Consider the following 24,060-nt stretch of genomic DNA (forward strand, 5'->3'; position numbering starts at 1 on the left):
TTTCAGGATTTGTACACTATATGATTAAATGGTTTAAACGAAGTCATGATTCCACCTCCGTAGAGGACAATCATTCACAAAGTACTCCTGACTCGTTGCCTCAAGCTCCTGTAGAAGAAATCAAACAGGAACAAGAGCCTGCAAAAGAAGGTATTTTTGCACGTTTCAGGAAAGGACTAAGCAAAACCCGTCACCAGCTCGGTGATGGAATTGGCCGATTATTATTAGGTAAAAAAGAAATCAGCCAGGATTTGTTGGATGAATTGGAAACGCTCTTAGTCAGTGCTGATTTGGGAATGGAGACAACACAAATTGTACTGAACCAGTTGACTGAAAGCATGGCTCGGAAACAGTTATCCGATGGTAACGCGGTTTATGAGGCGCTGAAATCTCATTTGCAAACGATTTTAAGCCAGAATAATCAACCTTTAACTTTAGAAACCGCAGATCATTCTCCTTTTGTGATCTTAATGGTTGGGGTGAATGGGGCAGGTAAAACAACTACTATTGGGAAATTGGCAAAACAATTTCAACAACAAGGCAAGAAAGTCATGCTGGCTGCAGGAGATACTTTTAGAGCAGCGGCAGTGGAGCAATTGCATGTTTGGGGTGAACGAAATGATATCCCAGTAATTGCCCAACATACTGGGGCTGATAGTGCTTCGGTGATTTTTGATGCGCTGCAAGCAGCAAAAGCACGCAAAATGGACGTCTTAATCGCTGATACTGCGGGTCGGTTGCATACACAAGGCAATTTGATGGACGAATTGAAGAAAGTAAAGCGTGTGTTGCAGAAACTTTGTCCCGATGCGCCTCATGAGACAATGTTGATATTGGATGCAAGCATAGGGCAAAATGCTTTGGTTCAAGCACGACAATTTCATGAAGCGATTGGTTTAACTGGAATTACCATGACCAAATTGGATGGTACGGCTAAGGGTGGAATTTTGTTTGCTATTGCTAATGAATTAGAAATGCCCTTTCGTTATATAGGGATTGGTGAAGGGATAGAGGATTTACGACCCTTTGATGCTGCGCAATTTGTTGGTGCACTATTCAATGATCACATTTGACCAAGTGACTAAACGTTATCCGGGTGGTTTTGAAGCGTTAAGCCAAGTCAATTTTTCCTTGCAAAAAGGGGAGATGGTTTTTCTTACTGGGCACTCAGGCGCAGGAAAAAGTACCTTACTTAAATTGATCGCTCTTTTAGAGTGGCCTACTTCGGGCCAATTGATCGTAAATGGTTTGCGTCTGAATCAGTTAAAAAAACGTGATGTGGCTGCCCACCGCAGCCAACTGGGTATTACTTTTCAATCCCCTTATTTACTTAATGATCGAACAGTATTTGATAATGTAGCTCTCCCCTTGCAAATTCAGGGTATGGCTTATGCCATGATTGCCAAAAGAGTGCATGCAGCCTTGGATATGGTGGGTCTATTAACCAAGGAAAAAATGCTCCCAGTCTATTTATCAGGTGGAGAACAACAACGAGTGGGAATTGCGCGTGCTGTAGTACATAAGCCTGCATTATTATTGGCTGATGAACCTACAGGAAATCTTGATCCCAAACTTTCCGTAGAAATCATGGCTATTTTTGAGCAGTTTAATCAAGTAGGGGTAAGTATATTAATTGCCACGCATGATTTGGCATTGATTGCAGGAATGAAACATCGTATTGTCATGCTTAAAGGAGGACGAATGTGTTAAAACGAGCACAAGCAATCCTTGCTTATCATGTACAAGCAGCAATACAAAGTTTAAATTTGTTATGCCGCAGACCTTTAGCAACCATGATGACTTCTATAGTGATCGCTATTGCCTTGGCCTTGCCTGCTCTTTTCTGGGTATTTTCCGATAACATCGCTAAATTAACTGCAAGCTGGCAGAAGGGTGGGCATATTTCTCTTTATTTAAAGCCCGGCTTATCAGAAGTGGAACAACAGCATGTATTACAAAAAGTGCGTGGAACGGATGGCGTAGCTCAAGTTTCTTTAAAATCTTCCAGCGATGGTTTATCGGAATTAACCAAGCAAGAGGGGATGCAGGATATTATGCGTTATCTTCCTGAAAATCCTTTGCCTGCAGTAGTGGATGTTGTACCTGCCTTGATCATTGACTCCCCTGCAAAATTGGATTTATTGGCACGGAAATTACAGACCATAGCTCAAGTGGAAAATGCAAAGGTTGATATGGAATGGATAAGCCGTTTGCATGCGCTTTTAGGATTTGCTGCCAAGTTTGCAGATGCATTACTTGCCTTATTAGCCATGGCTGTAATTATGATCATTGGCACTACACTACGCCTGGCACTTCATAGTCGACAAGAAGAAATTCAGGTGTTAAAGTTAATCGGAGCAAAAGATCCTTTTATCCTCAGACCTTTTTTATATTCGGGTGTTTGGTATGGTGCCTTAGGGGCTGTATTTGCGGTCTTTATGGTGAATATTTTTATCTTCAGTTTGGAAGCTGCTGTGAATCAGTTGGCGGTTGCTTATCAAATGCACTATCCGTTAAAAAGTTTATCAATACGACAGATCTTGCTACTTGTACTATTTGCAGTTATACTAGGATGGATGGGGGCACGTTTATCGGTAAAACGTCAATTGGCTTCCATTGAGCCTCAATTATAGCCCCTCTTATTTTTTTTACCTTATTTACAGAGAAGTTTTAGAGGAAAGAAGCATGAGTCAATATTTGCAACTTGCCGAAATGAATTTACCTGTGGGAAGCCTTGATGCTTACATTCACAGGGTTAATCAAATTCCTATGTTGTCTTTAGAGGAAGAAATTGCCTATGCCGAGCGTTTTCATGCTGAAGGAGATCTTGAGGCTGCGCGATGCCTGGTTCTTGCTCATTTGCGTTATGTTGTCCGTGTAGCTCGTGGTTATTTGGGATATGGCTTGCCTTTGAATGATTTAATTCAGGAAGGTAATATTGGTTTGATGAAGGCGGTAAAACGTTTCGACCCTAAGATGGGCGTACGTCTTGTTTCCTTTGCAGTGCATTGGATAAAAGCAGAAATTCATGAATTTGTTTTACGTAACTGGCGTATTGTTAAAATTGCAACAACCAAAGCACAACGTAAGTTATTTTTTAACCTTCGCCAAATGAAAAATCGTTTGGGTTGGATGAGTCATGAAGAGGTAACTGCTGTAGCAAATGATTTGGGTGTAAGTCGTGAAGATGTGTTAGTAATGGAACAACGCTTGAATGCAATGGATTCTCCTTATGATGCACCACACGCCTCGGATAATGATGATTTTTATACGGCACCCGAAGATTATTTATTTAATGTCAATGATGATCCTTCTGTTTTATTGGAAAAGGAAAGTGCCGGAGATCGTGGACGCGAGAAGCTGATGTTTGCTTTAGAGCAGCTCGACGAGCGCAGCCAGGATATTTTACAACAACGTTGGTTGGCTGAAGAAAAGTTAACGCTGCATGATTTGGCTAAAAAATACGGGGTATCCGCGGAGCGGGTTCGACAGCTTGAAAAAAATGCCATGAAAAAGCTGCGACAATATATGGAAAGCGAGTAAATTTCTTAATGGGTAGCCTGGGTGTAGCGAAGCGAAACCCGGGTTTTCCTCTTGTCATAGATTCCCGGGTTACGCTTCGCTACGTTTCTGCGATTCATTCCAAAAAATTACAAACCAGCTGATCTACGCGGTCATCCATTAAGACACTCACATGATTTGCATCGGGAAGTAGACAAAGTCTGGAATCCGGGTATTTTTTACAGAATTCAATCGATTCTTTAGTACTAATCGTTTTATCTAACTCGCCGTGAATGCATAAAAAAGGAATGCTGGGTGATTGAGAAAGGAAATGGTTTAAACGGATTAAATTAATGTCAAAGCGCGCTTGTTGCTTCATGACCTGACGCAGCTGCAGATAACCATGGCCACTTAGTTTAAATTTTTTTGCAATCCGGTTAATGGGGCTCCGCATGTGTGTTGGCGATGCAATTAAAATCGCACGCTCTGGTTTATGATTTAATTGCCATTCAGGAAGTTGACCCGCAATATTCAGGGTATTGAGCAGCATGGAGCCGCCAAATGAATGCCCAATGACCGCATAGAAAGGTCCATGTTGATTGATTGTATTTTTCAAAATGGCGACTGCATCAGTCCAGGGTAATTGCAAGCCTTTTGCTTCTCCATGTGCAGGGAAATCAAGGGCATATACTTCATATCCCTGTTGATGAAGTGCTTGAATAATATGAGCCATATATGCTGCACGTGATATCCATCCATGGGTGATCAGTACCTTTTTTCCTTTCGCATTTTTTTGTGGCGCAAAACGGTGTAATACATGATGTCGTGGAAATTCCTGATGAATTACCTCAGTACGTCTTCCTTCAATAAACTCACAAGCCAGTTTGGCAAAATGTCTGTATTCTTTTTCCAAAGGAAAAAAGATAGGAGTAATAAAAGCCTGATAACACAATTGTGCATGTAAAACATCTCTTACATGGATTAATGATGAAGTTATCATGATTATATCCCCTTTAGAGTTTACTCTAAGTGTAGACTAAAAAAGAACATTCTATCGTTTTTTTGTTTTTCCAAATAATTGCTCAATGGGCATACCTAAAAAGATTGTTTTATGCATCAATTGTTCATTGGTTGGGTGTAATGGCAAGGGAAAAACCGACTTTACGAATAAGAAGAAAAAATAGAAACAACCTCATGTAATTCATAACTTTATCTCTTGGACTCAATTGAATAAACTAGGCTCCTAAAAAGTTAATTTTAGTTTTATTTCAAGGAGCTTGAGATGCATACTTCAAATTGTATTTATCATGATAATGAACAAGAACTTCATGGCTTTGTTGCATACGATAAATCTCGTGTTGAGCCGCGTCCTGCAGTATTGGTGGTGCATGATTGGTCCGGTCGCAATGAATTTGCGTGTAATAAAGCAAAATTACTTGCCGAAATGGGTTATGTAGGTTTCGCAGTAGATATGTACGGCGATGGCCAGCTTGGTTCTACTACTGAGGAAAAACAAGCATTAATGAACCCTTTGATTTCTGATCAAGCCTTATTACGCGGTCGTGTTCAAGCGGGGTTGACTGCGGTATGCTCCATGTCTGAAGTAGACAATAAGCGGGTTGCAATTATTGGATTTTGTTTTGGTGGTTTATGTGCTCTTGAGTTGGCACGTTCTGGAGCAGATCTTAAAGGGGTAGTGAGTTTTCATGGTTTGCTGCATAAACCTGGCAATTTAAAATCTGCACCAATAAAAGCCAAAATTTTAGCTTTGCATGGCTATGATGACCCCATGGTTCAACCGGATATGGTGCATGCATTTTGCAACGAGATGACTGAAGCAAACGTCGATTGGCAAATGCATATGTACGGACATGTACAGCATGCGTTTACTAATCCGCTGGCACATGATATGCAATTGGGAACCATTTATAACGCAGTAGCTGCCCATCGTTCATGGGAAGCCATGATTAGTTTTTTTCAAGAAATTTTGAGGAAGTAGTTTTTAAAAGTAATGATAAATATGGAAAATGTAGGCTCATTAGCCTACATTAATGTGCATAAAGGAATATGAGGACCAGAAATAAAAATAGACTCGATTGTAACAGAATAAAGAATTATAATTGCTGGAAAATATTCCTGCTGCCCGTTTTTTCATAAGCCTTTTACTATTGTTGTTAAATATAATATCATTGGCTTCACAAAGTTCTTACTCGCCTCTTTTTGTTAAAAATAAGCAATAAAAAAACCAATTAAAATTGTGGAAAAATGGCAATTAGTAGGAGTCAATTCAAATTTGAGTTTTTCACCCGAATATAACACTATGAAATTGCATCACTTTTTTGAACGATCCGTAGATAATTACTCAAGCAACATTGCTTTGATTTGCGATAACGCATTTATTTCCTACCAGGAATTAGAAAATCGTGCGAATCAATTAGCTCATTATCTCTATGAGAATAAAATATCCAAGGGTAGCATTGTAGGTATTCTACTCGAGCGTTCTATAGAGTGTTATGTTGCGATACTCGCTACTTTAAAAACAGGTGCAGCTTATGTACCTATTGAAGTAGATTATCCAGACGAACGCATTAACTATATTTTTTCTGATCTATCTTTTGATGCTGTTTTAACTTCCTCAATGCAATTGGGCCAAAAAAATCTGACATGGCCAACTTTTTATGCGGTTGATACGCTTGCCAAAAAAATTTCCAACTACCCTACATATAGATTAACTTCCCAAGGTGATTTAAGCGCTGATGATTCGTGTTATATCATTTACACTTCGGGTTCAACAGGAAAGCCCAAAGGCGTGGAAATTACGCAACGCAGTATTTGCCATTACATTGAAGTTGCGAGCACACTTTATGATATAAAGAGCAATGATAAGGTATATCAAGGTTTTTCATTGGCATTCGATGCTTCTTTAGAAGAGTTTTGGATGGCCTTTGCCAATGGTGCTGCCCTTGTTGCGTGTACTGCAAAAGAGGTGCGATCCGGTTTAGGTCTGATTTCCTTTTTGCAACAACACCGGGTTAGTGTTTTTTCAACTGTCCCTACTTTATTATCTTCTTTAGAAGGACAATTACCTGATTTGCGCCTATTAATCTTGGGAGGAGAGACTTGTCCATCCAGTTTGGTTAAGCGCTGGAGTCGCTCGGGTCTGCGCATTATTAATACTTATGGCCCTACTGAAGCAACAATTATCGCGACTTATGCAGAATGTCATCCTGATCAAGAAATTACTATTGGTAAACCCTTGCCTGGTTATGAAGTACTCGTTGTGGATGAACAATTGCAGGAGGTGGCTGAGGGGCAGGAAGGTGAACTTTGTATTGCTGGGGTTGCCTTGGCTCGAGGTTATGTTAATCGACCTGAGATTACAGCAGAAAAATTCGTTTTAAATCCTGTAAATAAAAATCAACGTTTGTATCGAACAGGTGATTTAGTTTCAAGAGCTCCTAACGGTAATCTGCGTTTTGCAGGACGCGTGGATGACCAAGTCAAATTGCGTGGATTTCGCATTGAACTTAATGAAATTGAAACTGTTATCATGCAATATGCTGGAATTAAACAGGCAGTGGTTTCTTTGCAAACACTTGAGCAACCTATTTTAGTTGCTTATTTGATTCTAGATACACAGAACGCATACGATGCAAATGAATTTAAAGCTTTTTTAAGATCACGCTTACCTGATTATATGCTCCCCTCTTTAATCGAAATCGTGGAAACTTTCCCAGTTTTAACTAGTGGTAAGGTGAATCGCAAAGAGCTTCCTAAACCCCTGCAACACAAAGCAGAGAAGCTTTATAAGGCGCCTAAATCTGAGTTAGCTAAGGAAATTGCGTTTGTTTGGGAAAAAGTATTTGATTGTAAGAATATTTCCGTAGATGCAGACTTTTTCTATGATTTAGGTGGACACTCATTACATGCGGCAAAAGTGATTTCTAATTTGCGCAAAGTATCTGCTTTAAAAAACATCTCAATTTTGGATTTATATAAAAATCCAACGATTGCTCAGCTGGAGCAGAAGTTTCGTGATCCTAATCTCAATGCACACGTTGATGAAAATCAGCCAGCCCCCAAAAAGTATCGTGTGCCACAATGGAAATACTATTTATGTGGTATTGGTCAGTTTTTTGGGTGCTTATTGCAATATGCGGTGGGTACTTTACAACTGCTCGCTGTTATTTTGTGCTACAGCTGGGTTAGTTCCGAGTATTCTATTATTTCCAGCGAATCACAGCTTGCGTTTTTAGCATTATTTTTATCTATGCCAATCATTTCGTTATTGATAACCATCGGTTTGAAATGGCTCTTGCTGGGACGAGTGAAACCAGGGAAATACCCTCTTTGGGGATGGTTCTATTATCGCTGGTGGTTAATACAAAGACTGCAAAAGAATTTGTTTTTGGCTAAATTTTTAGTTGGTTCGCCATTGGCGAGTATTTATTATCGCTTATTAGGAGCCAAAATAGGTAAAAATTGTTATTTGGGTTCCATGCAGATTTCCGCCCATGACTCATTAACTATAGGAGATAATACTTCTATTGGTGCCGATTGTAGGCTTAATGGCTATATCGTTGAAGATGGGTGGTTAAAAATAGGAACCATCAGTATCGGCAATAATTGTTATGTAGGTTCGCGGGCTGTAGTTGGGATAAATACCCAGATTGAAGACAATGCGCTTCTGGATGAAATGTCCATGCTGCCTGATCACAGTTTAATTCCTCAAGGAGCCTATTTTTCGGGTTCTCCTGCAGTTCCTGGTACGATTCCTGTTGACCATATTACCCGGAAAAAAGTTACCGCTGACGAATCGAGTATGCTGGAAAATATTCTTTTTGGTATTTTGCATTACTTAGGCATCGTTTTTGTCATGGGGATATACTACTTATGTTTAATTCCCTCAATCTCTTTGATTAGCTATTACTATGATCAAAGCCATTATTTTACGACGATGTTTTTTGCCGTACCTTTAGGGGCAACTCTCTTTTTAGGCTTATATTATTCATGCATTGTACTTTGTAAAAAAATTATTATGAATAAGATCAAACCTGGCAATTATCCTTTAAAGAGCTTGTACTATTTCCGCCATTGGATCATGGTGAAATTGTTGGATGGGGATGAAATCTCAGTGATGGCGGATACTTTGTATATGCCAGCTTTTTTACGATTATTAGGGGCAAAACTAGGTAAAGGGGTAGAAATGGGAGAAACACCTCATATTATTCCTGACTTGGTGACTATTGAAGAAGGTGGTTTTACTGCCAGTTCAGTCGCTTTAGCCTGGCCTCATGTATATAAGGGGTTTATTTCCTTTGCTCCGGTGACGATAGGACGTAGGGCTTTTGTAGGGAATGTAAGTTTATTGTCTGCAGGTAAATCCATTGGCGAAGGTGCTTTATTAGGATGTTTATCGGTGACTCCGCCAGGTGACAAAGCAATGGAGTCTTATTCTGCTTGGTTAGGTTCTCCGGCTGTTTTTCTACCAAAACGAGAATTATTTGTCGGTTTTTCTGATAAAGACACATTTTATCCATCCAAAAAACTCTACCGCATGCGTTTATTCATTGAGTTTATGCGAATTATTTTACCATCAACATTTTCATTGATTGGCTTATTCAACATGCTGTATGTATTGGATTATATGTTGAACAAATATTCGTGGTTTGTGACAGCACTGGTTCTTCCTCCAACAGAGATGTTTATTACGGTTTGTCTTGTTGGAATATTGGTCGCTCTAAAATGGGGAATTTTAGGTAAATTAAAACCTTTAACTAAACCTATTTGGGACTCCTTTATTTGGAAAAATGATGTGATCGAATACTCATATAACTACTATACGAACCCACACTGGACCAACAAAGTTTTAGGAACTCCTTTTGCGCTTTGGGTACATCGTTGCCTGGGAACTAAAGCAGGGAGGAGGGTTTTCACAGATAGTGCGGAGTTTTCTGAGTTTGACTTAATTAGCATTGGTGATGATGTTTGCATTAATGCTGAGACAATAATCCAAACCCATCTCTATGAAGATAGAATATTTAAAGTATCTCATGTGACTATTGGTTCTGGTTGTAATGTTGGTGTAGGTTCAATTGTTCTTTACAACACATTAATGGAAAAAAATTCTTCTTTAGGTAGCCTTTCTTTACTCATGAAAGGAGAATGTTTACCCGAAAATACCCATTGGGCTGGTATTCCTGCACAATCTACAGCTCTTGGCATGCCATATCAGTACGTTGTTTTACAGCCCTCTACGCCAGAAGAGATTCCGGACGAAGCAGTTCTAGAATTATTGTAGCCTGGGGGCAGCGCAGCGGAACCCGGGTTTCGCTGCGCTGCCCCCAGGCTACATACAAAATTTAGAAATTACCTTAATAAATAATTATCAATTAAGCGGATGTCGTCAATACGTACCGCAGCAAAACGACGGCACTGGTGTTCTTCAACGTATTCCACCACAATCCCTTTTTCTGTTAATTTTTTTATGATTTGATCACATGTGAGTGCCTTTTGCTGGAATATCGCGGCAAATTCTTCAGCCAAAGCTTTTTGTTCTTTGTTGAGTCGGTTATTGCGTGAACTGTAAGCCAAACCACTTGATTCACGAATTGTGGGACACGCTTTGATTTCAATATCCATAAAAAATGCTTTAGCCATTCCTTGTATTAATAAATATTGTTGATAATCTTTTTCACCGAAATAAGCTCGATGAGGCTTAACTATATTCAATAGTTTCATGACGACAGTTAATACACCATTAAAGTGTCCTGGCCGATGAGTCCCTTCCATGAGTTGACAAAGCTGGTGTTCCTGCACCTGATAATTGTATCCATCAGCATAGATTGATTTTTCATCGGGAAGAATACAAAAATCAACCCCGGAATCTTCCATAATTTTGAGATCTGCCTCTAATGTTCTAGGGTAATGATTAAAGTCTTCCGCCTGATTAAATTGCGTAGGATTTACAAATAAACTGGAAACAGTATGGTCATTTTCTTTTTGACTGGCTAAAAACAAAGACGCATGCCCAGCATGTAAATTACCCATTGTTGGTGCAAAGCCCAGAGTTAATTCAGTAGATAACGATTTACGAAAGTCTAACCATTCGTCGAGATTGTGAAAAATTTGCATGGGTTACTCCTAAGCGAGCAGAATAATTCTCATTACACTGAGAATTATTCTGCCGACTCAAATGAATGTTCCGTTGCTGGAAAACTAACCTGTTGAACCTGTTGAACATAGGTATTTAATGCATTCAACAGAATTTCTTTGCCTTGGAGGTATCTTTTGACAAATTTGGGATTAAAATCAGTTTGTAAACCCAACATGTCATGCCAAACAAGTACTTGTCCATCGGTATGAGAACCCGCTCCAATACCAATAGTAGGTATACTCAATGACTTAGTGATTGTTAATGCCAGTTGTTTAGGGATGCATTCGAGCACTAGAGCAAAACAGCCTGCTGCTTCTAACTGATAAGCTTGTCGGATAAGCTTTTCTGCTTGTTCCTGGTTTTTTCCCTGTATTTTATAGCCTCCTAATTGATGAATGGATTGAGGGGTTAAACCGATATGACCTATAACTGGAACACCTGCATTGACTAGATAAGAAATAGTCTGGCATGTATCTGCATCGGCTCCTTCAATTTTTACAGCATGAGCTCCTGCCTGGAGTAAGCGTTTTACATTTTCTACAGATTGAGTCAGTGAGTTTTTATGACTTAAAAAGGGAAGATCGCTGATTAAAAATTGCTGTTTTAAGCCACGCGCTACAGCTTGGGTATGCAGTATCATCATCTCCATAGTCGCCATAATGGTTGTATCATGGCCATGCACTGCCATAGCTACAGAATCACCGACCAGAACACAATCAATATTTGATTCAGCTACAATGCAAGCAGATGGATAATCATAGCAGGTAACCATGGAAATTTTTTGTTGTTCTTCTTTTTTACGTTTGAAATCATGAATTTTCATGCTGCGTTACTCCTTAATAAAGTGAAGTAAGCATGATGATGAAAAGCGAGACACACTATAGGTACCTGTCGCATGGATCAAGTCCTCCAAAAAAATTAAAATAAAAGTCGCTGCCAACTCGGGTCAGCGCATTAGGTACAGCTATTAGCTAGCGCACAATGGCTATCATATTGCAAATTCAGGTAGTTGAGAAGTAGTCTATAAGTGATACACTTATGGGGTAACGCGCTGACCTATTATATTATTCTGGTTTGTAGTAAGCTCTATCGCCGGCAAAGATACAATTAGGGAGGGGCATCTATTGATCCATTTTTGTTTTTGAAAATCGTTTCAAGAACCTCACATGGAAGTCTAAGACTTAAGCCAGACCCTTTCAAAATCGATACTCTGCCTGTTTTATTTTCAGATAAGGCCAATGTGCAATGATATCGATGACAATCACTGGATTAGCACGAGCCTATCTTCATAGCTAAAATGAGAAATTTATAATGGAACAATTAAATAGGAAATTCTTTGCTAATTCTGATCCTACAGAAATAAAAGCGTTAACTGGTCTTCGGGGATATGCAGCACTTTGGGTTTTTTTCTTACATGTAACTTGGGGGGGACAAGGCGATACTTATGCAATGAAACTAGCTAGTTATGGAGCCTCGGGTGTTACAGTATTTTTTGTGCTTTCTGGTTTTATCCTTTCCTATGTGTATTCTACTAAATTTGCAAAAAAAACAATTGGATACCGTAGTTTTATGTTTGCTCGATTCGCTCGAGTATATCCATTACATTTAGTGACACTTATACTGTATGGTGCTTTTGTATGGGTTGGAATTGATCTTCAGCCGAGTAATACATGGAAAACCTTTATATTAAACCTAACGCTGCTCCAAGCCTGGGGATTCACAGAATTTCTTTCGTGGAATCAACCTTCATGGTCAGTAAGTACTGAGTTTTTCAGTTATCTGCTTTTTCCTCTATTCATCCGTAGACTGACTAAAGCCCCTCTATGGTTATTGTTAATTATCCTGGCAGTTATTTACTCTCAGTTAAGGTATCCTTTTTATGATGCGATTATAAACTGGGGAGTGGCACATCAATTTCTAAATCCAGGCCGTCAACTTGCATTTTCTCATGGAATTTCTCTAGTACTATTTTTCTGGGCTTTCCTGTGGGGATGTATCGTGTATTTTCTGGTGGAAAAGATCAAAAAATGGACGAGCAATCGTGTCGTTTATGATATTTTGACTCTAGTTGGTGTATCTCTTATTCTGAATTTTTACTGTGCTACATTATGGGAAACAGTAGTTCCTGCCACATTGATTATCATGGGCCTTTCCAATAACTCAGGACTGTCCAAACTGCTTTTTGGGAATAAGCTGGCATTTTTCATGGGCAAAATTTCTTATGCGCTTTACTTATCTGCACTTATGGTCCAAGTAATTTTACATCCCTTCCACTTACCCCTTGTACTTGATTTAGCGGCAGCTATTGTCGTCGCTACGCTGCTTCATTATTTCATCGAGCAACCCGCTCGCGAGCTATTAAGGAAGAAAATGAATTATTCGTTGAATCGTGAGAAAAGCGCTACCAGTGCTCTTGCACTGCAAAACTAGATGGGATAATGCATCACTTACATACTAGAAGCGTCAAGCTTCTAGTTCATTCTATTTTCTTAAGCAGAAGTTATTTCGGTATTGATTCTTTTTGCTCTTTTATGCATTTTGTTCATCTATAATTCTGAGTTATCATTCAAGCTTGGCATGACCCCACTGTTGTGGAACGCTCAGAGTCGTGTGCAAATGTATTTTATGACAATAGGTTTTTTATGCAAATCACTGAAAAATTAGCTATCCCAGGGGAACATCCTTTATTTTTGCAAGGAGCAATTGGGAAACTGGAAGCGGTTTTAACTGCTCCAGAACAAAATCATTCTGCCTTTGTAGCCTTTTTGGGTCACCCACACTCATTACAAGGAGGCACGATGAGCAATAAAGTCGTTACTACATTAGCACGCGCCTTTAAAGAATTAGGTATTCCTTCATTACGTTTTAATTTTCGTGGGGTAGGCCAATCGGAAGGAGCTTATGACTCAGGGATTGGTGAAAGCGAAGACATGCTGATTTTGGCTCGTGAATGGCAAAAAGAGCAACCTGAGAAGAAACTCATTTTTGCTGGTTTTTCTTTTGGTTCTTACGTAGCTTATCGTGCAGCAGCCCAGTCGGATTCACAATTCTTAATTACGATAGCTCCTCCAGTGCATCATTATGATTATCGTGAACTTAATCCTGCCCCTTATCCCTGGCTTATGATACAAGGTGATGAAGATGAGGTGGTTCCCGCTGCTTTGGTTTTTGATTTTGCTTCCCAGAGCACCCCTGAAATACCGGTAATTCGTTTTGCCAATACCGGCCATTTTTTTCATGGAAAACTAATAGAACTGAAAACAAAACTCATGGAATTTATTCGCTCCCAGGTTGTTTTATGATGAATGTGATGACTCAATATGAAGCTGCAGTTCATCGCGGTGAAATTGATGATGATCCGTTACAACGTGACATATTGATCCGTTTGCAACACCTTACTAATCGTGTCAAAAAAACGAATTCATCCTGGCTTTATCCATTCATTAAATCCGAGGTCAAAGGCGTATATCTTTATGGTCCTGTTGGCGTGGGAAAAACCTATTTAATTGATTTATTTTATGATTGTCTTGAGGAAAAAAAGAAGGCACGCTTCCATTTCCATCATTTCATGCAACAAGTTGATACTCGGTTAAGACGATTGCAAGGACAAAAAAATCCGCTTCGTAAAATTGCTAAAGAATTGGCAAAAACGATACGAGTACTTTGTTTTGATGAGTTTATGGTGCATGACGTTGCTTATGCCATGATTTTAGCCGAATTATTGCAAGCTTTGACGGCGCATGGCGTTATTTTGGTAATTTCTTCGAATATGCCCCCCGATGATTTGTACCGAGATGGAGTTCATCGAAAACGATTTTTACCTGCAATTGCAGCAATTAAAGCTCATTGTGACGTGCTGTATTTAAATGAGCAAAGAGATTATCGCGTTGGACGAACCCCTTTATTGGATGCTTATTTATTCCCTTTAAATGAGCATACCGATCAAACTATGGAAAAACAATTCACACTTTTAGCAGCTGAATTTAAGGAAAATGGAGTTATTACGATACAAAATCGTGAAATTCCTTATCTTAAGCTTGCTGAAAAGGCAATTTGGTTTTCTTTTGATATTCTGTGTAATTTACCCCGGAGCCAATTGGATTACTTAGAGCTTGCTGATAAATTTGATACTATTTTTCTAAGTAACATACCTGTACTCACAGTAAATCATACCTTACAAGCCATTATGTTCATTCATTTTATTGATGTAATGTACGATCGCGGAATTAATATTATTATTTCCGCGGAAGTTGCGGTTGATGCGTTGTATACAGAGGGTGAAATGAAGGAAACTTTTAAGCGTACCTTAAGTCGTTTATTGGAAATGCAATCAGTGGATTATTTAGCACGCCACCCCAAAAGAGCGCTTCAGGAGTTCCTTGCAGATAATTCTTAGTTGAAGGGAAAAGAACTATTTAGCAACTATATTTCTTGATTTTGCACCCAGATTACGAGTGAATCAGAATAAAATAAATGTATATTTTTTTTCTTATTTGAGAATGATTCTCGATTTCATTTATGCTAAAATTAGGTTATTTCACGAGCTGCTGTTAGGACATGATAAAAATTACAGAGTTAGTACAAGGTGATAGAGTACGGTTAACCAGTTTTGGCACAACCGATATGCAGTACAGGCGTAGACTTTTATCTTTAGGTGTGACTTGTGGTACAGAGCTCTTAGTTGTCCGAATTGCCCCTTTAGGATGCCCTATACAAATTGAAGTCAGAGGAACTGCTTTAACGTTGCGCAAGGAAGAGGCGAGTCAATTGATTTTGGAGCGTATATGACTCATGTGTTGTTAGTAGGTAACCCTAATTGCGGTAAAACTACATTATTTAATGCATTGACTGGCGACAATCAACGTATAGGAAATTGGCCGGGTGTTACGGTTGAAAAGAAAACGGGGGAATTCTTTGTAGATCAGCAACGATTTGAAGTGACTGATTTGCCAGGAGTTTATTCTCTAGTAGCTAATGCGGATGGTACGAGTCAGGATGAACAAATCGCTGCTCAGTCTGTTGTCACTATGGAGGCAGATTGTATCATCAATGTAATCGATGCTTGTCATCTCGAACGGCATTTATATTTGACCACCCAAATCCTGGAATTAGGCAAACCGGTACTCCTCGCACTCAATATGATGGATATTGCCCAGCAACGGGGTATATCCATAGATGCAAATGCTTTGTCACAACAATTAGGTTGCCCTGTTATTCCGATCCAGGCCCATAAAAAGGTAGGTATTCCGCAGTTGATGCTAGAGCTGACGCGAATGCCTCAGACGATTACGCCTTGGACATTACCTGTCTCTGAATCCATACAACAGACATTAATGACCCTGGAAAATACATTAATTCATGAAGGTTATAGCCAATCGCGTGCTTATTATTATGCACGCAGACTAGCTGAGGGAGATGGATTGTTATTCGGCAAGGAGATTACTAAAGATTTGACTTTATTGAACGAAGCGGAACCCAGTCTCGATATATTATTGGCCGATGCTCGATATCAGAAAATACATAATCTGGTTATGGATGTACAGAAAAAACACAGTGATGCGAGTGAACATTTTACTGCAAAACTTGATAAGATTATATTGCATCGTTTTTTTGCCCTCCCTATATTCTTTGCCATGATGTATTTGATGTTTTTATTTGCAATTAATGTAGGTGGTGCGTTTCAAGATTTTTTTGACATCAGTACTGATACACTATTCGTACAAGGCACTGCCTGGTTATTACAACAGACTCATGCTCCCAATTGGTTGATTGCTTTATTAGCAAATGGTGTGGGTAAAGGAATTAATACTACGTTAACGTTTATCCCCGTTATTGCCGCGATGTTCTTTTTCTTATCTTTGCTGGAAACATCTGGATATATGGCAAGAGCAGCTTTTGTTGTTGATAAAGCAATGCGGGTAATGGGTTTACCTGGCAAGTCTTTTGTGCCGATGATTGTTGGTTTTGGTTGCAACGTTCCAGCGATTATGGCAGCGCGTACTTTAGATTCAGAGCGCGATCGTTTATTAACAGTAATGATGAGTCCTTTTATGTCATGTAGCGCACGTCTTGCCATTTACGCTGTATTTGTCGCTGCATTTTTCCCTTCTGGTGGACAAAACGTCGTGTTTTCTTTGTATCTTATAGGGATTTTGATGGCTGTATTAACAGGATTTATCTTACGTAAATCCATGTTAAAAGGAAATGCCTCCCCATTGATTTTGGAACTTCCCGCTTATCATAAGCCCGCACTCAAGCGATTATTTAAAGAAACTTTTATACGACTGCGCTTTTTTATAGTACGGGCAGGTAAATTAATTGTGCCAATTTGTGTTATTTTAGGCGGCTTAAATGCCATTACTTTAAGCGGTGGTGTTAATTCGGGTGAAGCCAGTACCCAATCATTATTGTCTTTAATGGCGCAATGGATTACTCCTCTATTCGCACCTATGGGGATTCATCAAGATAATTGGCCTGCGACAGTAGGGTTATTAACAGGCATGTTAGCCAAAGAGGTAGTGGTTGGTTCGTTAAACTCACTGTATGCACAGATAGGTCATGTGGGTGAAATTGCCACTGCACACTTTGATTTTTTAGCAGGCATCAAAGCGGCCTTGTGGTCTATTCCACAAAATTTAGCTCAGCTAGGTTCTGCTTTGCTAAATCCTGTATTGGCTAGTGCAGCAGATAACCCAGTATCTCAGTCAGTATACGGAATAATGGCCCAGCGGTTTGATGGAAAAATAGGGGCATATGCTTATTTGTTGTTTGTTCTACTTTATATTCCTTGTGTCTCTACCATGGCGGTAATTCGACAAGAAGCAAACAGAAAATACATGTGGATTTCTGTAGTTTGGTCCTTTGTTGTTGCCTATACCGCAGCGGTTTTATTTTATCAAGTGGCTAAATGGATTCAGAGTTCGGAACAAAATATTTTCGGAATTATCGTATTTTTATTCATTTTATTTTTTGCTATAGGGTTGCGCCAATACACTAAACGCAGCATAAGGAGGAATCATGTTGTTGCAAATACGTAATTACATTTGCCGTGAAGGTGTAGTAAGCACGCAACAATTGACTCGAGAGTTTCGCTTGGATCTCCCTGCATTACAACCTATGCTTGATTTATGGATAGGTAAGGGTGTAATACGTAAGTGTCAGGAAAAAGCGAATTGTCAAAGCACATGCTTTAAGTGTCGTTCTAACTCCCCTGAATATTATCAATATCTTTTGTAATTTACTGCGCACTCGAGTTACATTTTTTTACGGGTTTTTTACTTAAGTTATTTTATCTTTCGTGCTCATTCATCAAATTTGGGCTAATATAATAATCATATAGTTTTGATAAATGCGGTATACAAATGGCTGATGAATCAGATATTCCTATTGAAGAAAACTTCGAACTTGTTGATGATAACGAGAACAGCATTGATTTTCGCAAGTTGCAGATGGAAGAGGATTTAAATGATCCTATAACCTTAGTAGAACGAGTTTATCAAATCTGGTGGCATTGGGCTGATTTTGAACTCTATATTGTATCTCCGACCATAGATATTATTTCCCCGCCAATAATTCTCAAACCGGAGCTTATTTCGGGAACAAGCGAGTATGAATTTGTATATCCTATTCTTGATTCAGGATCAAAATTGTCTACTTCTAAAAGCGAAGAGATGCTCTCTGCGGGTATGTCAATGTATAAGCTCTATATGACCATAGAAAAAATGATTTATATATTGGTTGAGCGTTTAAAAGAAGGAGGCATTGATAAAGAAACGGAAGTACAAGTGGCTTTTGGTGGACATTTGCTCCCCCAAAGAAAAGCTTTTGAATCAATTATCAATTTACCTTATAACGTCGTAGTAACTAACTTTGATCCAGGTGCATGGGGTGAGCGTTATTTACAAATTGTCAAACAAAATGCGGATAAATATGGGTATCCTTCTGAAGCCCCACGTGATACCTATAAACATCCGCATAAAGGCCCTAGCTCAGCTCCTAAAAGATAGGAATTTCTTATCTTAAATTCTCTTGGGAGCATTGGAAAGGGCGGTATTGGAATTAGAACTCTGCTTTAAGCAAAGGCATATCTTCTTCCTTAGGGGAATGCTCCTTAATGTAATCAAAGCAACCTTTTAACTCCCTATTACTTCCCATAATTGTTTTTAAATCCATCAGCGCATCAAGTACCGCACTGTTTCTGGCATCATCCCTTTCTTCTTTTGCTGCAGCACGGTTTACCTGTGAAAGGATGCTTTTTACAGATCTTAGTTGACTGCTAAATAAACCACTTCCATTAGGAGTGTGCTTGATAAAGTCTTGGAGTATTGCCTGTGTAAGGGTTAAGGGATCTGTTATTGCGTTGCTTTGACGAATTTTTTCACAAGAAAGATAACTAACTATTTCTGTGTTTTTTGCATTTTTTGCAATCTGTGATGCATTTTCAACAAAATATATGTTCGGTTTATTTTGCTCATCTAAATTACAAAGCAACCGGACACCCTCCATATTTCCTTTTCTTGCTGCAACGTATAGCAAATCGCCAGCTGTTCGTTGGTCGGGTTGTTGAAAATGGCAAAACTCCTTAATTACATCCCATTGATTGCCCGCGTCTGCAATTTTTAACGCATAACCCATTGCCTGTTGGGAGGGTTTAATTCCTGGTTGAGTCAAATAATCCCGAACCATTTCCCATCCAGATTTTCTGGCTAAGTTCATGAAGTGCTTGTCGGTCCGTATCTGTGGCACTTTTGCTAATTGCCTAAATGCGTTCTCCGCGAGTTTTTCATCGGGTTTAGTCGCAGGAGGTTGTAAACTTGCTATGGCTATAGCTGCTTCCCATATTTTAGAAGATAAATTTTGCTGACCGCGTTCTTCATATTTACTCGCTTTTGATACTAATAACTCCAAGAGCGAATTGATTATATTTTGACTTGGTTGGCGTGCTGGAGGAGCTAAACTTGCAAGAGCGATAACTGATTTCCATTCATTGGTTTCAACTGCTGCTGTTGTTGCTCGATCTAATGCCCAGTCTACCACTTCTTGACTTGGCTGACAGGCTGGAGGAGCTAAGCGTGCAAGAGCGATAACAGATTCCCAGTTATTGGTTTTATCTGCTGCTACTACTGCTCGCTGTAATATTATGTCTATAGTCCTTTGATTTGGTTGACGTGCTGGAGGAGTTAAGTTTGCAAGAGTCATAACAACGTTCCAATCATTGGTTCTAGCTGCTGTTGTTGCTGCGTGTTCTAATGCGGTGTCTATCGCTCCTTGACTTGGTTGACGTGCTGGGGCAACGAGGCTTGCAAGAGCGATAACAAATTTCCAATCATTGGTTTTAGCTGCATTTGATGTTGCTCGTTCTAATGCTTTGTCTACAGTTCTTTGACTTGGTTGATGCCCCGCGCGCGTTATACTACATAACATCACAACAATCTGCCATCGCTTAAGAGCCTCTTCCTTTGAGCTATGCGATGCTGAATGTATTGCCGCGTTGATTGCTGCGTCAATCGCTGTGGGTTGAATTTGACTCATCGCTAAGGCTGATTTTAAATATTGACTACTATTCACAGTTTGAAACAGCCCTCTGGAAGCTAGGTCTATGAGTCTTGATTCTTTCTCAGTAAAATTTGGCATGGACAGATTACCTATAAAATAAAAAAGCGTGCTAACCATACCACAAATTGAAATAAAAATATATTTTTTGTGATTTTTTTGATCAATAACGTTTGTGGCAAACGTACAAAATATATTTTTTGAAATTGCATTAATAAATGGTATCTAGGCCAATTGAATTTATATTTCATATGCTTAAATTGTCAACATGTGTTAAAAAATAAAATAGTTACATTAGAGCGAGCTAAAGTTTACTTTTGCTTGAATTCCATAGCGTCTTAATCTTGCGCGATAAAAACAGAGTGCTATACTTCGCATTTGTGCTTTATTTAATTAACTTTTCTAATTAAGGAAGAAACTCACAGTGAACAAAAAAAGACCCGTTAATCTGGATTTGGGTAGTTTAAAATTTCCCCCTATGGCTATAGCATCTATTTTACATAGGATTTCAGGGGTGGTTTTATTTTTACTGTTACCCGTAATGTTGTATGTTTTTGGGCAATCAATGCAATCGGAAGAGGCCTTTATACAGGTAAAAGACTTATTGTCTCATCCCGTTTATAAAATGGTGGTATGGGCATTTGGGGCTGCGATGATCTATCATTTACTTGCAGGGATTAGGCATCTTGTGATGGATATGGGGTTTGGTGAGCATCTTGATGCCGGTCGGCGTTCTGCTGTTTTGGTCATTATTCTTGCCACTATTTTGTCAATTTTTCTAGGATTCTGGATATGGTAAATAATGTCACCAGCTTAACAGGTAATGGGTTAAAGGATTGGTTGATTCAACGAGTTACAGCAGTTTATTTTGCTGTTTATTCTTTTTTTATCATGGGTTTTTTGTTATTGCATCCAGAATTGGGCTTCGCACAATGGCATGCTTTTTTTTCTAATACCCTGGTTCGGATTGCATCACTTATTGCATTACTTGCACTTTCATTGCATGCATGGATAGGTATTTGGACTGTGACTACAGATTATATGAAATGTACTGCCTTGCGTTTATCAGTACAAATGTTAGTTGTTTTATGGCTCCTTAGTCAATTTATCTGGGGCTTAATGATCCTTTGGGGGCAGTAGCATGGCGATTGCACGTAACACATTTGATGCAGTAATTATTGGAGCAGGTGGAGCTGGAATGCGTGCTGCACTGCAGATGGCAAATTCTGGATTAAAAGTCGCACTCTTATCCAAAGTATTCCCAACTCGCTCACATACAGTATCTGCCCAAGGGGGTATTACTTGTGCGTTGGGAAATGCTCATGAAGATGATTGGCGCTGGCATATGTATGATACAGTAAAGGGTGCTGATTATATTGGTGATCAGGATTCAATCGAGTACCTCTGTAAAACAGGTCCAGAAGCTGTATATGAACTAGAACACATGGGGTTGCCTTTTTCACGTATGGATAATGGTAAAATCTACCAACGTCAGTTTGGTGGCCAATCCAAAAATTTTGGTGGAGAACAGGCAGCGCGCACTTGTGCTGCAGCAGACAGAACAGGGCATGCTTTACTGCATACGCTGTATCAACAAAATTTAAAAGCAAAAACACATGTATTCAGTGAATGGTATGCTCTTGATCTTGTTAAAAATTCTCAGGGTCGCATATCCGGTGTTACTGCAATGTGTATTGAGACTGGTGAGGTAGTATTTTTCCAGTCAAGAGTTTGTATTTTGGCTACTGGTGGAGCCGGTCGTATTTACCAATCTACAACCAACGCATTTATTAATACTGGTGATGGTTTCGGTATGGCGCTAAGAGCCGGCATTCCTTTGCAAGATATGGAAATGTGGCAGTTTCATCCTACTGGCATTGCTGGAGCTGGCGTATTAGTCACCGAAGGATGTCGAGGTGAAGGTGGTTATTTGATTAATAAAGACGGTGAACGTTTTATGGAACGTTATGCACCTCGAGTTAAAGATTTAGCTTCTCGAGACGTAGTTGCTCGTTCTATGGCACTCGAAATACGTGCGGGTAAGGGTTTTGACCCTAAAGGGATTGATCACGTTAAACTAAAACTGGATCATTTAGGGGCCGATCTTATTATGTCCCGGTTGCCAGGAATTCGTGAATTATCTATGAAATTCGCAGGAGTTGACCCAATAGTTGAACCGATTCCTGTAGTTCCTACTTGCCACTACAGCATGGGAGGAATACCAACGAACATGTATGGCCAAGCCCTTACTAAAACCAATGGTAAGGAACACATCATAGAAGGATTGTATGCAGTAGGTGAGTGTGCTTGTGTTTCTGTGCATGGCGCAAACCGTTTAGGTGGTAATTCCTTACTCGACTTAGTTGTTTTCGGTCGCGCTGCAGGATTGCATGTTGAAGAGTTATGGCAATCGAATCAATTACCTGAGATGGCTTACATCAGTGATGATGATATTGCTCCATCGTTACAGCGATTTAATCGATGGAATGATTCAACAGCGGGCGAAAGTCCTGCTGTAATTCAGGATGAAATGCAACGTGTAATGCAAGAAGATTTTGGTGTATTCCGTACTGGAGAAGTAATGGCTTCTGGCTTAAAGCGTCTTCAGGCTTTGCGTGAGCGTTTGGCACATGCCAAATTGGAAGACAAAAGCAAGATATTTAATACAGAACGGGTAAGTGCTTTAGAGCTGGATAATTTAATGGCAACTGCATATGCTACAGCGCAGTCTGCGATTGTTCGCACGGAAAGTCGTGGCGCTCATAGTCGTGAAGATTATCCAAAGCGTGATGATGAGAACTGGATTAAACATACGCTCTATTTTGAGGAAGGTGAGAAGATTGATTTTCGACCGGTCAATGCATCACCTAAACATGTCGAGCCTTTAGCGCCGAAAGAACGCGTTTACTAAAGAGGATAGATTACATGGCAGATAGTAGAAAATTGACCCTATCAATATATCGCTATAATCCTGAGGTGGATGCTAAGCCTTATATGAAAGATTATGAATTGGAGATCCCTGCTAAAAGTGATCCCATGTTGCTCACATTACTTGAACGTTTGAAAGCGGAGCAGGATCCTTCTATAACTTATAGACGCTCGTGCCGCGAAGGGGTATGTGGGTCGGATGGTATGAATATTAACGGGACTAATGCTTTAGCCTGTATTACTCATATATCTCAGTTGAAGACAGATAAAATAGTTGTTCGTCCTTTACCCGGATTTCCCGTAATCCGTGACTTAGCTGTGGATATGACTCAATTTTATCAACAATATGAGCGTATAGAGCCTTATTTACAAAATGATGAGGTAGCGCCTGCTCAAGAACGGTTGCAATCTCCTGAAGAGCGCTCGTTACTTGATGGGTTATATGAATGTATTTTATGTGCATGTTGCACCAGTTCATGCCCCTCATATTGGTGGAACCCAGAAAAATATGTTGGTCCTGCTGGATTATTACAGGCAAGACGATTTTTAGCAGACAGTCGTGATACTGCAACCGCACATCGTTTGGATAAATTACAAGATCCTTTCAGTGTGTTTCGTTGTCGAAGCATTATGAATTGTACCAGTGTCTGCCCGAAAGGACTCAATCCAATGAAGGCGATTGCAGATATTCGCTTACAAATGTTGACGCAAGAAACCTAACAGTACTTTTCTTGTTTAAAAGGTATCTGGAAAGCCATTAAATAGGACATGTAATTCTCAATAAAAATGAATTATCTTGTCCTGTGATGAGCTCGAAACCAGTATAAGGATGATCCCCGCTCTTGCGGGGATAGCTGTTTTATCCACGTGGATGAGTGGAATGCCAATTTTAATGGTGGTAGAAATCAATACCCCTTTGGAGA

Annotated in this window: 21 protein-coding genes; 17 read left to right on the top strand and 4 right to left on the bottom strand. The window is 39.5% G+C overall.

Going from position 1 to position 24,060, the window contains the following annotated elements:
• Positions 1-20: 20 nt before the first annotated feature.
• The 4 genes from ftsY to rpoH are packed head-to-tail and all read left to right on the top strand — an operon-like array spanning position 21 to position 3,543.
• On the top strand, positions 21-1,073 hold the full coding sequence (ftsY, locus tag Lani_RS06905; protein WP_019234580.1) for a signal recognition particle-docking protein FtsY: 1,053 nt from the start codon (positions 21-23) through the stop codon (positions 1,071-1,073).
• Complete coding sequence (gene ftsE / locus Lani_RS06910; RefSeq protein ID WP_058388477.1) at positions 1,060-1,710, top strand: cell division ATP-binding protein FtsE; 651 nt, start codon at positions 1,060-1,062, stop codon at positions 1,708-1,710. The genes ftsY and ftsE overlap by 14 nt, the downstream gene beginning before the upstream one ends.
• Positions 1,704-2,633, top strand: a complete 930-nt coding sequence (gene ftsX / locus Lani_RS06915; protein ID WP_019234578.1) for a permease-like cell division protein FtsX — start codon at positions 1,704-1,706, stop codon at positions 2,631-2,633. Before ftsE ends, ftsX begins: the two co-directional genes overlap by 7 nt.
• A gap of 52 nt (positions 2,634-2,685) precedes the next feature.
• Positions 2,686-3,543, top strand: coding sequence for an RNA polymerase sigma factor RpoH (gene rpoH, locus Lani_RS06920; protein WP_019234577.1), 858 nt, complete (start codon positions 2,686-2,688; stop codon positions 3,541-3,543).
• Positions 3,544-3,637: 94 nt separating this feature from the next.
• On the opposite strand, the gene Lani_RS06925 is transcribed toward rpoH, so the two are convergent.
• Entirely contained in the window at positions 3,638-4,501 is an 864-nt protein-coding gene (locus Lani_RS06925; RefSeq protein WP_058388478.1) for an alpha/beta hydrolase, read from the bottom strand.
• Positions 4,502-4,783: 282 nt separating this feature from the next.
• Between Lani_RS06925 and Lani_RS06930 the strand changes: the two genes are divergently transcribed.
• Both Lani_RS06930 and Lani_RS06935 read left to right on the top strand, forming a co-directional pair.
• Entirely contained in the window at positions 4,784-5,500 is a 717-nt protein-coding gene (locus tag Lani_RS06930) for a dienelactone hydrolase family protein (protein WP_058388479.1), read from the top strand.
• 321 nt (positions 5,501-5,821) lie between these two features.
• Positions 5,822-9,802 carry a Pls/PosA family non-ribosomal peptide synthetase gene (locus Lani_RS06935; protein WP_058388480.1) on the top strand — a complete coding sequence of 1,327 codons (3,981 nt, stop codon included), beginning with the start codon at positions 5,822-5,824 and terminating at the stop codon, positions 9,800-9,802.
• A 68-nt stretch (positions 9,803-9,870) separates the two neighbouring features.
• Here the strand turns inward: Lani_RS06935 and panC are convergent, their stop codons facing one another.
• Together panC and panB are read right to left on the bottom strand one after the other, a co-directional pair.
• Entirely contained in the window at positions 9,871-10,635 is a 765-nt protein-coding gene (gene panC / locus Lani_RS06940; RefSeq protein WP_019234573.1) for a pantoate--beta-alanine ligase, read from the bottom strand.
• A gap of 44 nt (positions 10,636-10,679) precedes the next feature.
• Positions 10,680-11,480, bottom strand: coding sequence for a 3-methyl-2-oxobutanoate hydroxymethyltransferase (gene panB, locus Lani_RS06945; protein WP_019234572.1), 801 nt, complete (start codon positions 11,478-11,480; stop codon positions 10,680-10,682).
• A gap of 488 nt (positions 11,481-11,968) precedes the next feature.
• On the opposite strand from panB, the gene Lani_RS06950 reads away from it, so the two are divergent.
• The 7 genes from Lani_RS06950 to Lani_RS06980 all read left to right on the top strand — a co-directional run bounded on the left by Lani_RS06950 (position 11,969) and on the right by Lani_RS06980 (position 18,663).
• Positions 11,969-13,087, top strand: coding sequence for an acyltransferase family protein (locus Lani_RS06950; protein ID WP_058388481.1), 1,119 nt, complete (start codon positions 11,969-11,971; stop codon positions 13,085-13,087).
• Positions 13,088-13,299: 212 nt separating this feature from the next.
• Positions 13,300-13,959 (top strand): alpha/beta hydrolase, encoded by a 660-nt coding sequence (locus Lani_RS06955; protein WP_019234570.1) that lies wholly within the window; start codon positions 13,300-13,302, stop codon positions 13,957-13,959.
• Positions 13,959-15,053 carry a cell division protein ZapE gene (gene zapE, locus Lani_RS06960; RefSeq protein WP_019234569.1) on the top strand — a complete coding sequence of 365 codons (1,095 nt, stop codon included), beginning with the start codon at positions 13,959-13,961 and terminating at the stop codon, positions 15,051-15,053. The genes Lani_RS06955 and zapE overlap by 1 nt, the downstream gene beginning before the upstream one ends.
• Positions 15,054-15,214: 161 nt before the next feature.
• Positions 15,215-15,445, top strand: a complete 231-nt coding sequence (locus Lani_RS06965; RefSeq protein WP_019234568.1) for a FeoA family protein — start codon at positions 15,215-15,217, stop codon at positions 15,443-15,445.
• Positions 15,442-17,694: a Fe(2+) transporter permease subunit FeoB gene (gene feoB, locus Lani_RS06970; RefSeq protein WP_019234567.1), complete on the top strand. Its 2,253-nt coding sequence runs from the start codon at positions 15,442-15,444 to the stop codon at positions 17,692-17,694. The genes Lani_RS06965 and feoB overlap by 4 nt, the downstream gene beginning before the upstream one ends.
• On the top strand, positions 17,675-17,893 hold the full coding sequence (locus tag Lani_RS06975) for a FeoC-like transcriptional regulator (protein ID WP_019234566.1): 219 nt from the start codon (positions 17,675-17,677) through the stop codon (positions 17,891-17,893). Before feoB ends, Lani_RS06975 begins: the two co-directional genes overlap by 20 nt.
• 125 nt (positions 17,894-18,018) lie before the next feature.
• Positions 18,019-18,663: a hypothetical protein gene (locus tag Lani_RS06980; RefSeq protein WP_019234565.1), complete on the top strand. Its 645-nt coding sequence runs from the start codon at positions 18,019-18,021 to the stop codon at positions 18,661-18,663.
• Between the two features lie 52 nt (positions 18,664-18,715).
• Here the strand turns inward: Lani_RS06980 and Lani_RS06985 are convergent, their stop codons facing one another.
• Positions 18,716-20,290 (bottom strand): hypothetical protein, encoded by a 1,575-nt coding sequence (locus Lani_RS06985; RefSeq protein WP_058388482.1) that lies wholly within the window; start codon positions 20,288-20,290, stop codon positions 18,716-18,718.
• A gap of 343 nt (positions 20,291-20,633) precedes the next feature.
• On the opposite strand from Lani_RS06985, the gene sdhC reads away from it, so the two are divergent.
• The 4 genes from sdhC to Lani_RS07005 are packed head-to-tail and all read left to right on the top strand — an operon-like array spanning position 20,634 to position 23,857.
• On the top strand, positions 20,634-21,008 hold the full coding sequence (gene sdhC, locus Lani_RS06990; protein ID WP_058388483.1) for a succinate dehydrogenase, cytochrome b556 subunit: 375 nt from the start codon (positions 20,634-20,636) through the stop codon (positions 21,006-21,008).
• Positions 21,002-21,349: a succinate dehydrogenase, hydrophobic membrane anchor protein gene (sdhD, locus tag Lani_RS06995; RefSeq protein ID WP_019234561.1), complete on the top strand. Its 348-nt coding sequence runs from the start codon at positions 21,002-21,004 to the stop codon at positions 21,347-21,349. Before sdhC ends, sdhD begins: the two co-directional genes overlap by 7 nt.
• A 1-nt stretch (position 21,350) precedes the next feature.
• Entirely contained in the window at positions 21,351-23,120 is a 1,770-nt protein-coding gene (sdhA, locus tag Lani_RS07000) for a succinate dehydrogenase flavoprotein subunit (protein ID WP_019234560.1), read from the top strand.
• 14 nt (positions 23,121-23,134) lie between these two features.
• Positions 23,135-23,857 carry a succinate dehydrogenase iron-sulfur subunit gene (locus Lani_RS07005; RefSeq protein WP_019234559.1) on the top strand — a complete coding sequence of 241 codons (723 nt, stop codon included), beginning with the start codon at positions 23,135-23,137 and terminating at the stop codon, positions 23,855-23,857.
• Positions 23,858-24,060 lie beyond the last annotated feature (203 nt).

Origin of the sequence: Legionella anisa, assembly GCF_001467525.1 — a bacterium.
Lineage (GTDB): Bacteria > Pseudomonadota > Gammaproteobacteria > Legionellales > Legionellaceae > Legionella > Legionella anisa.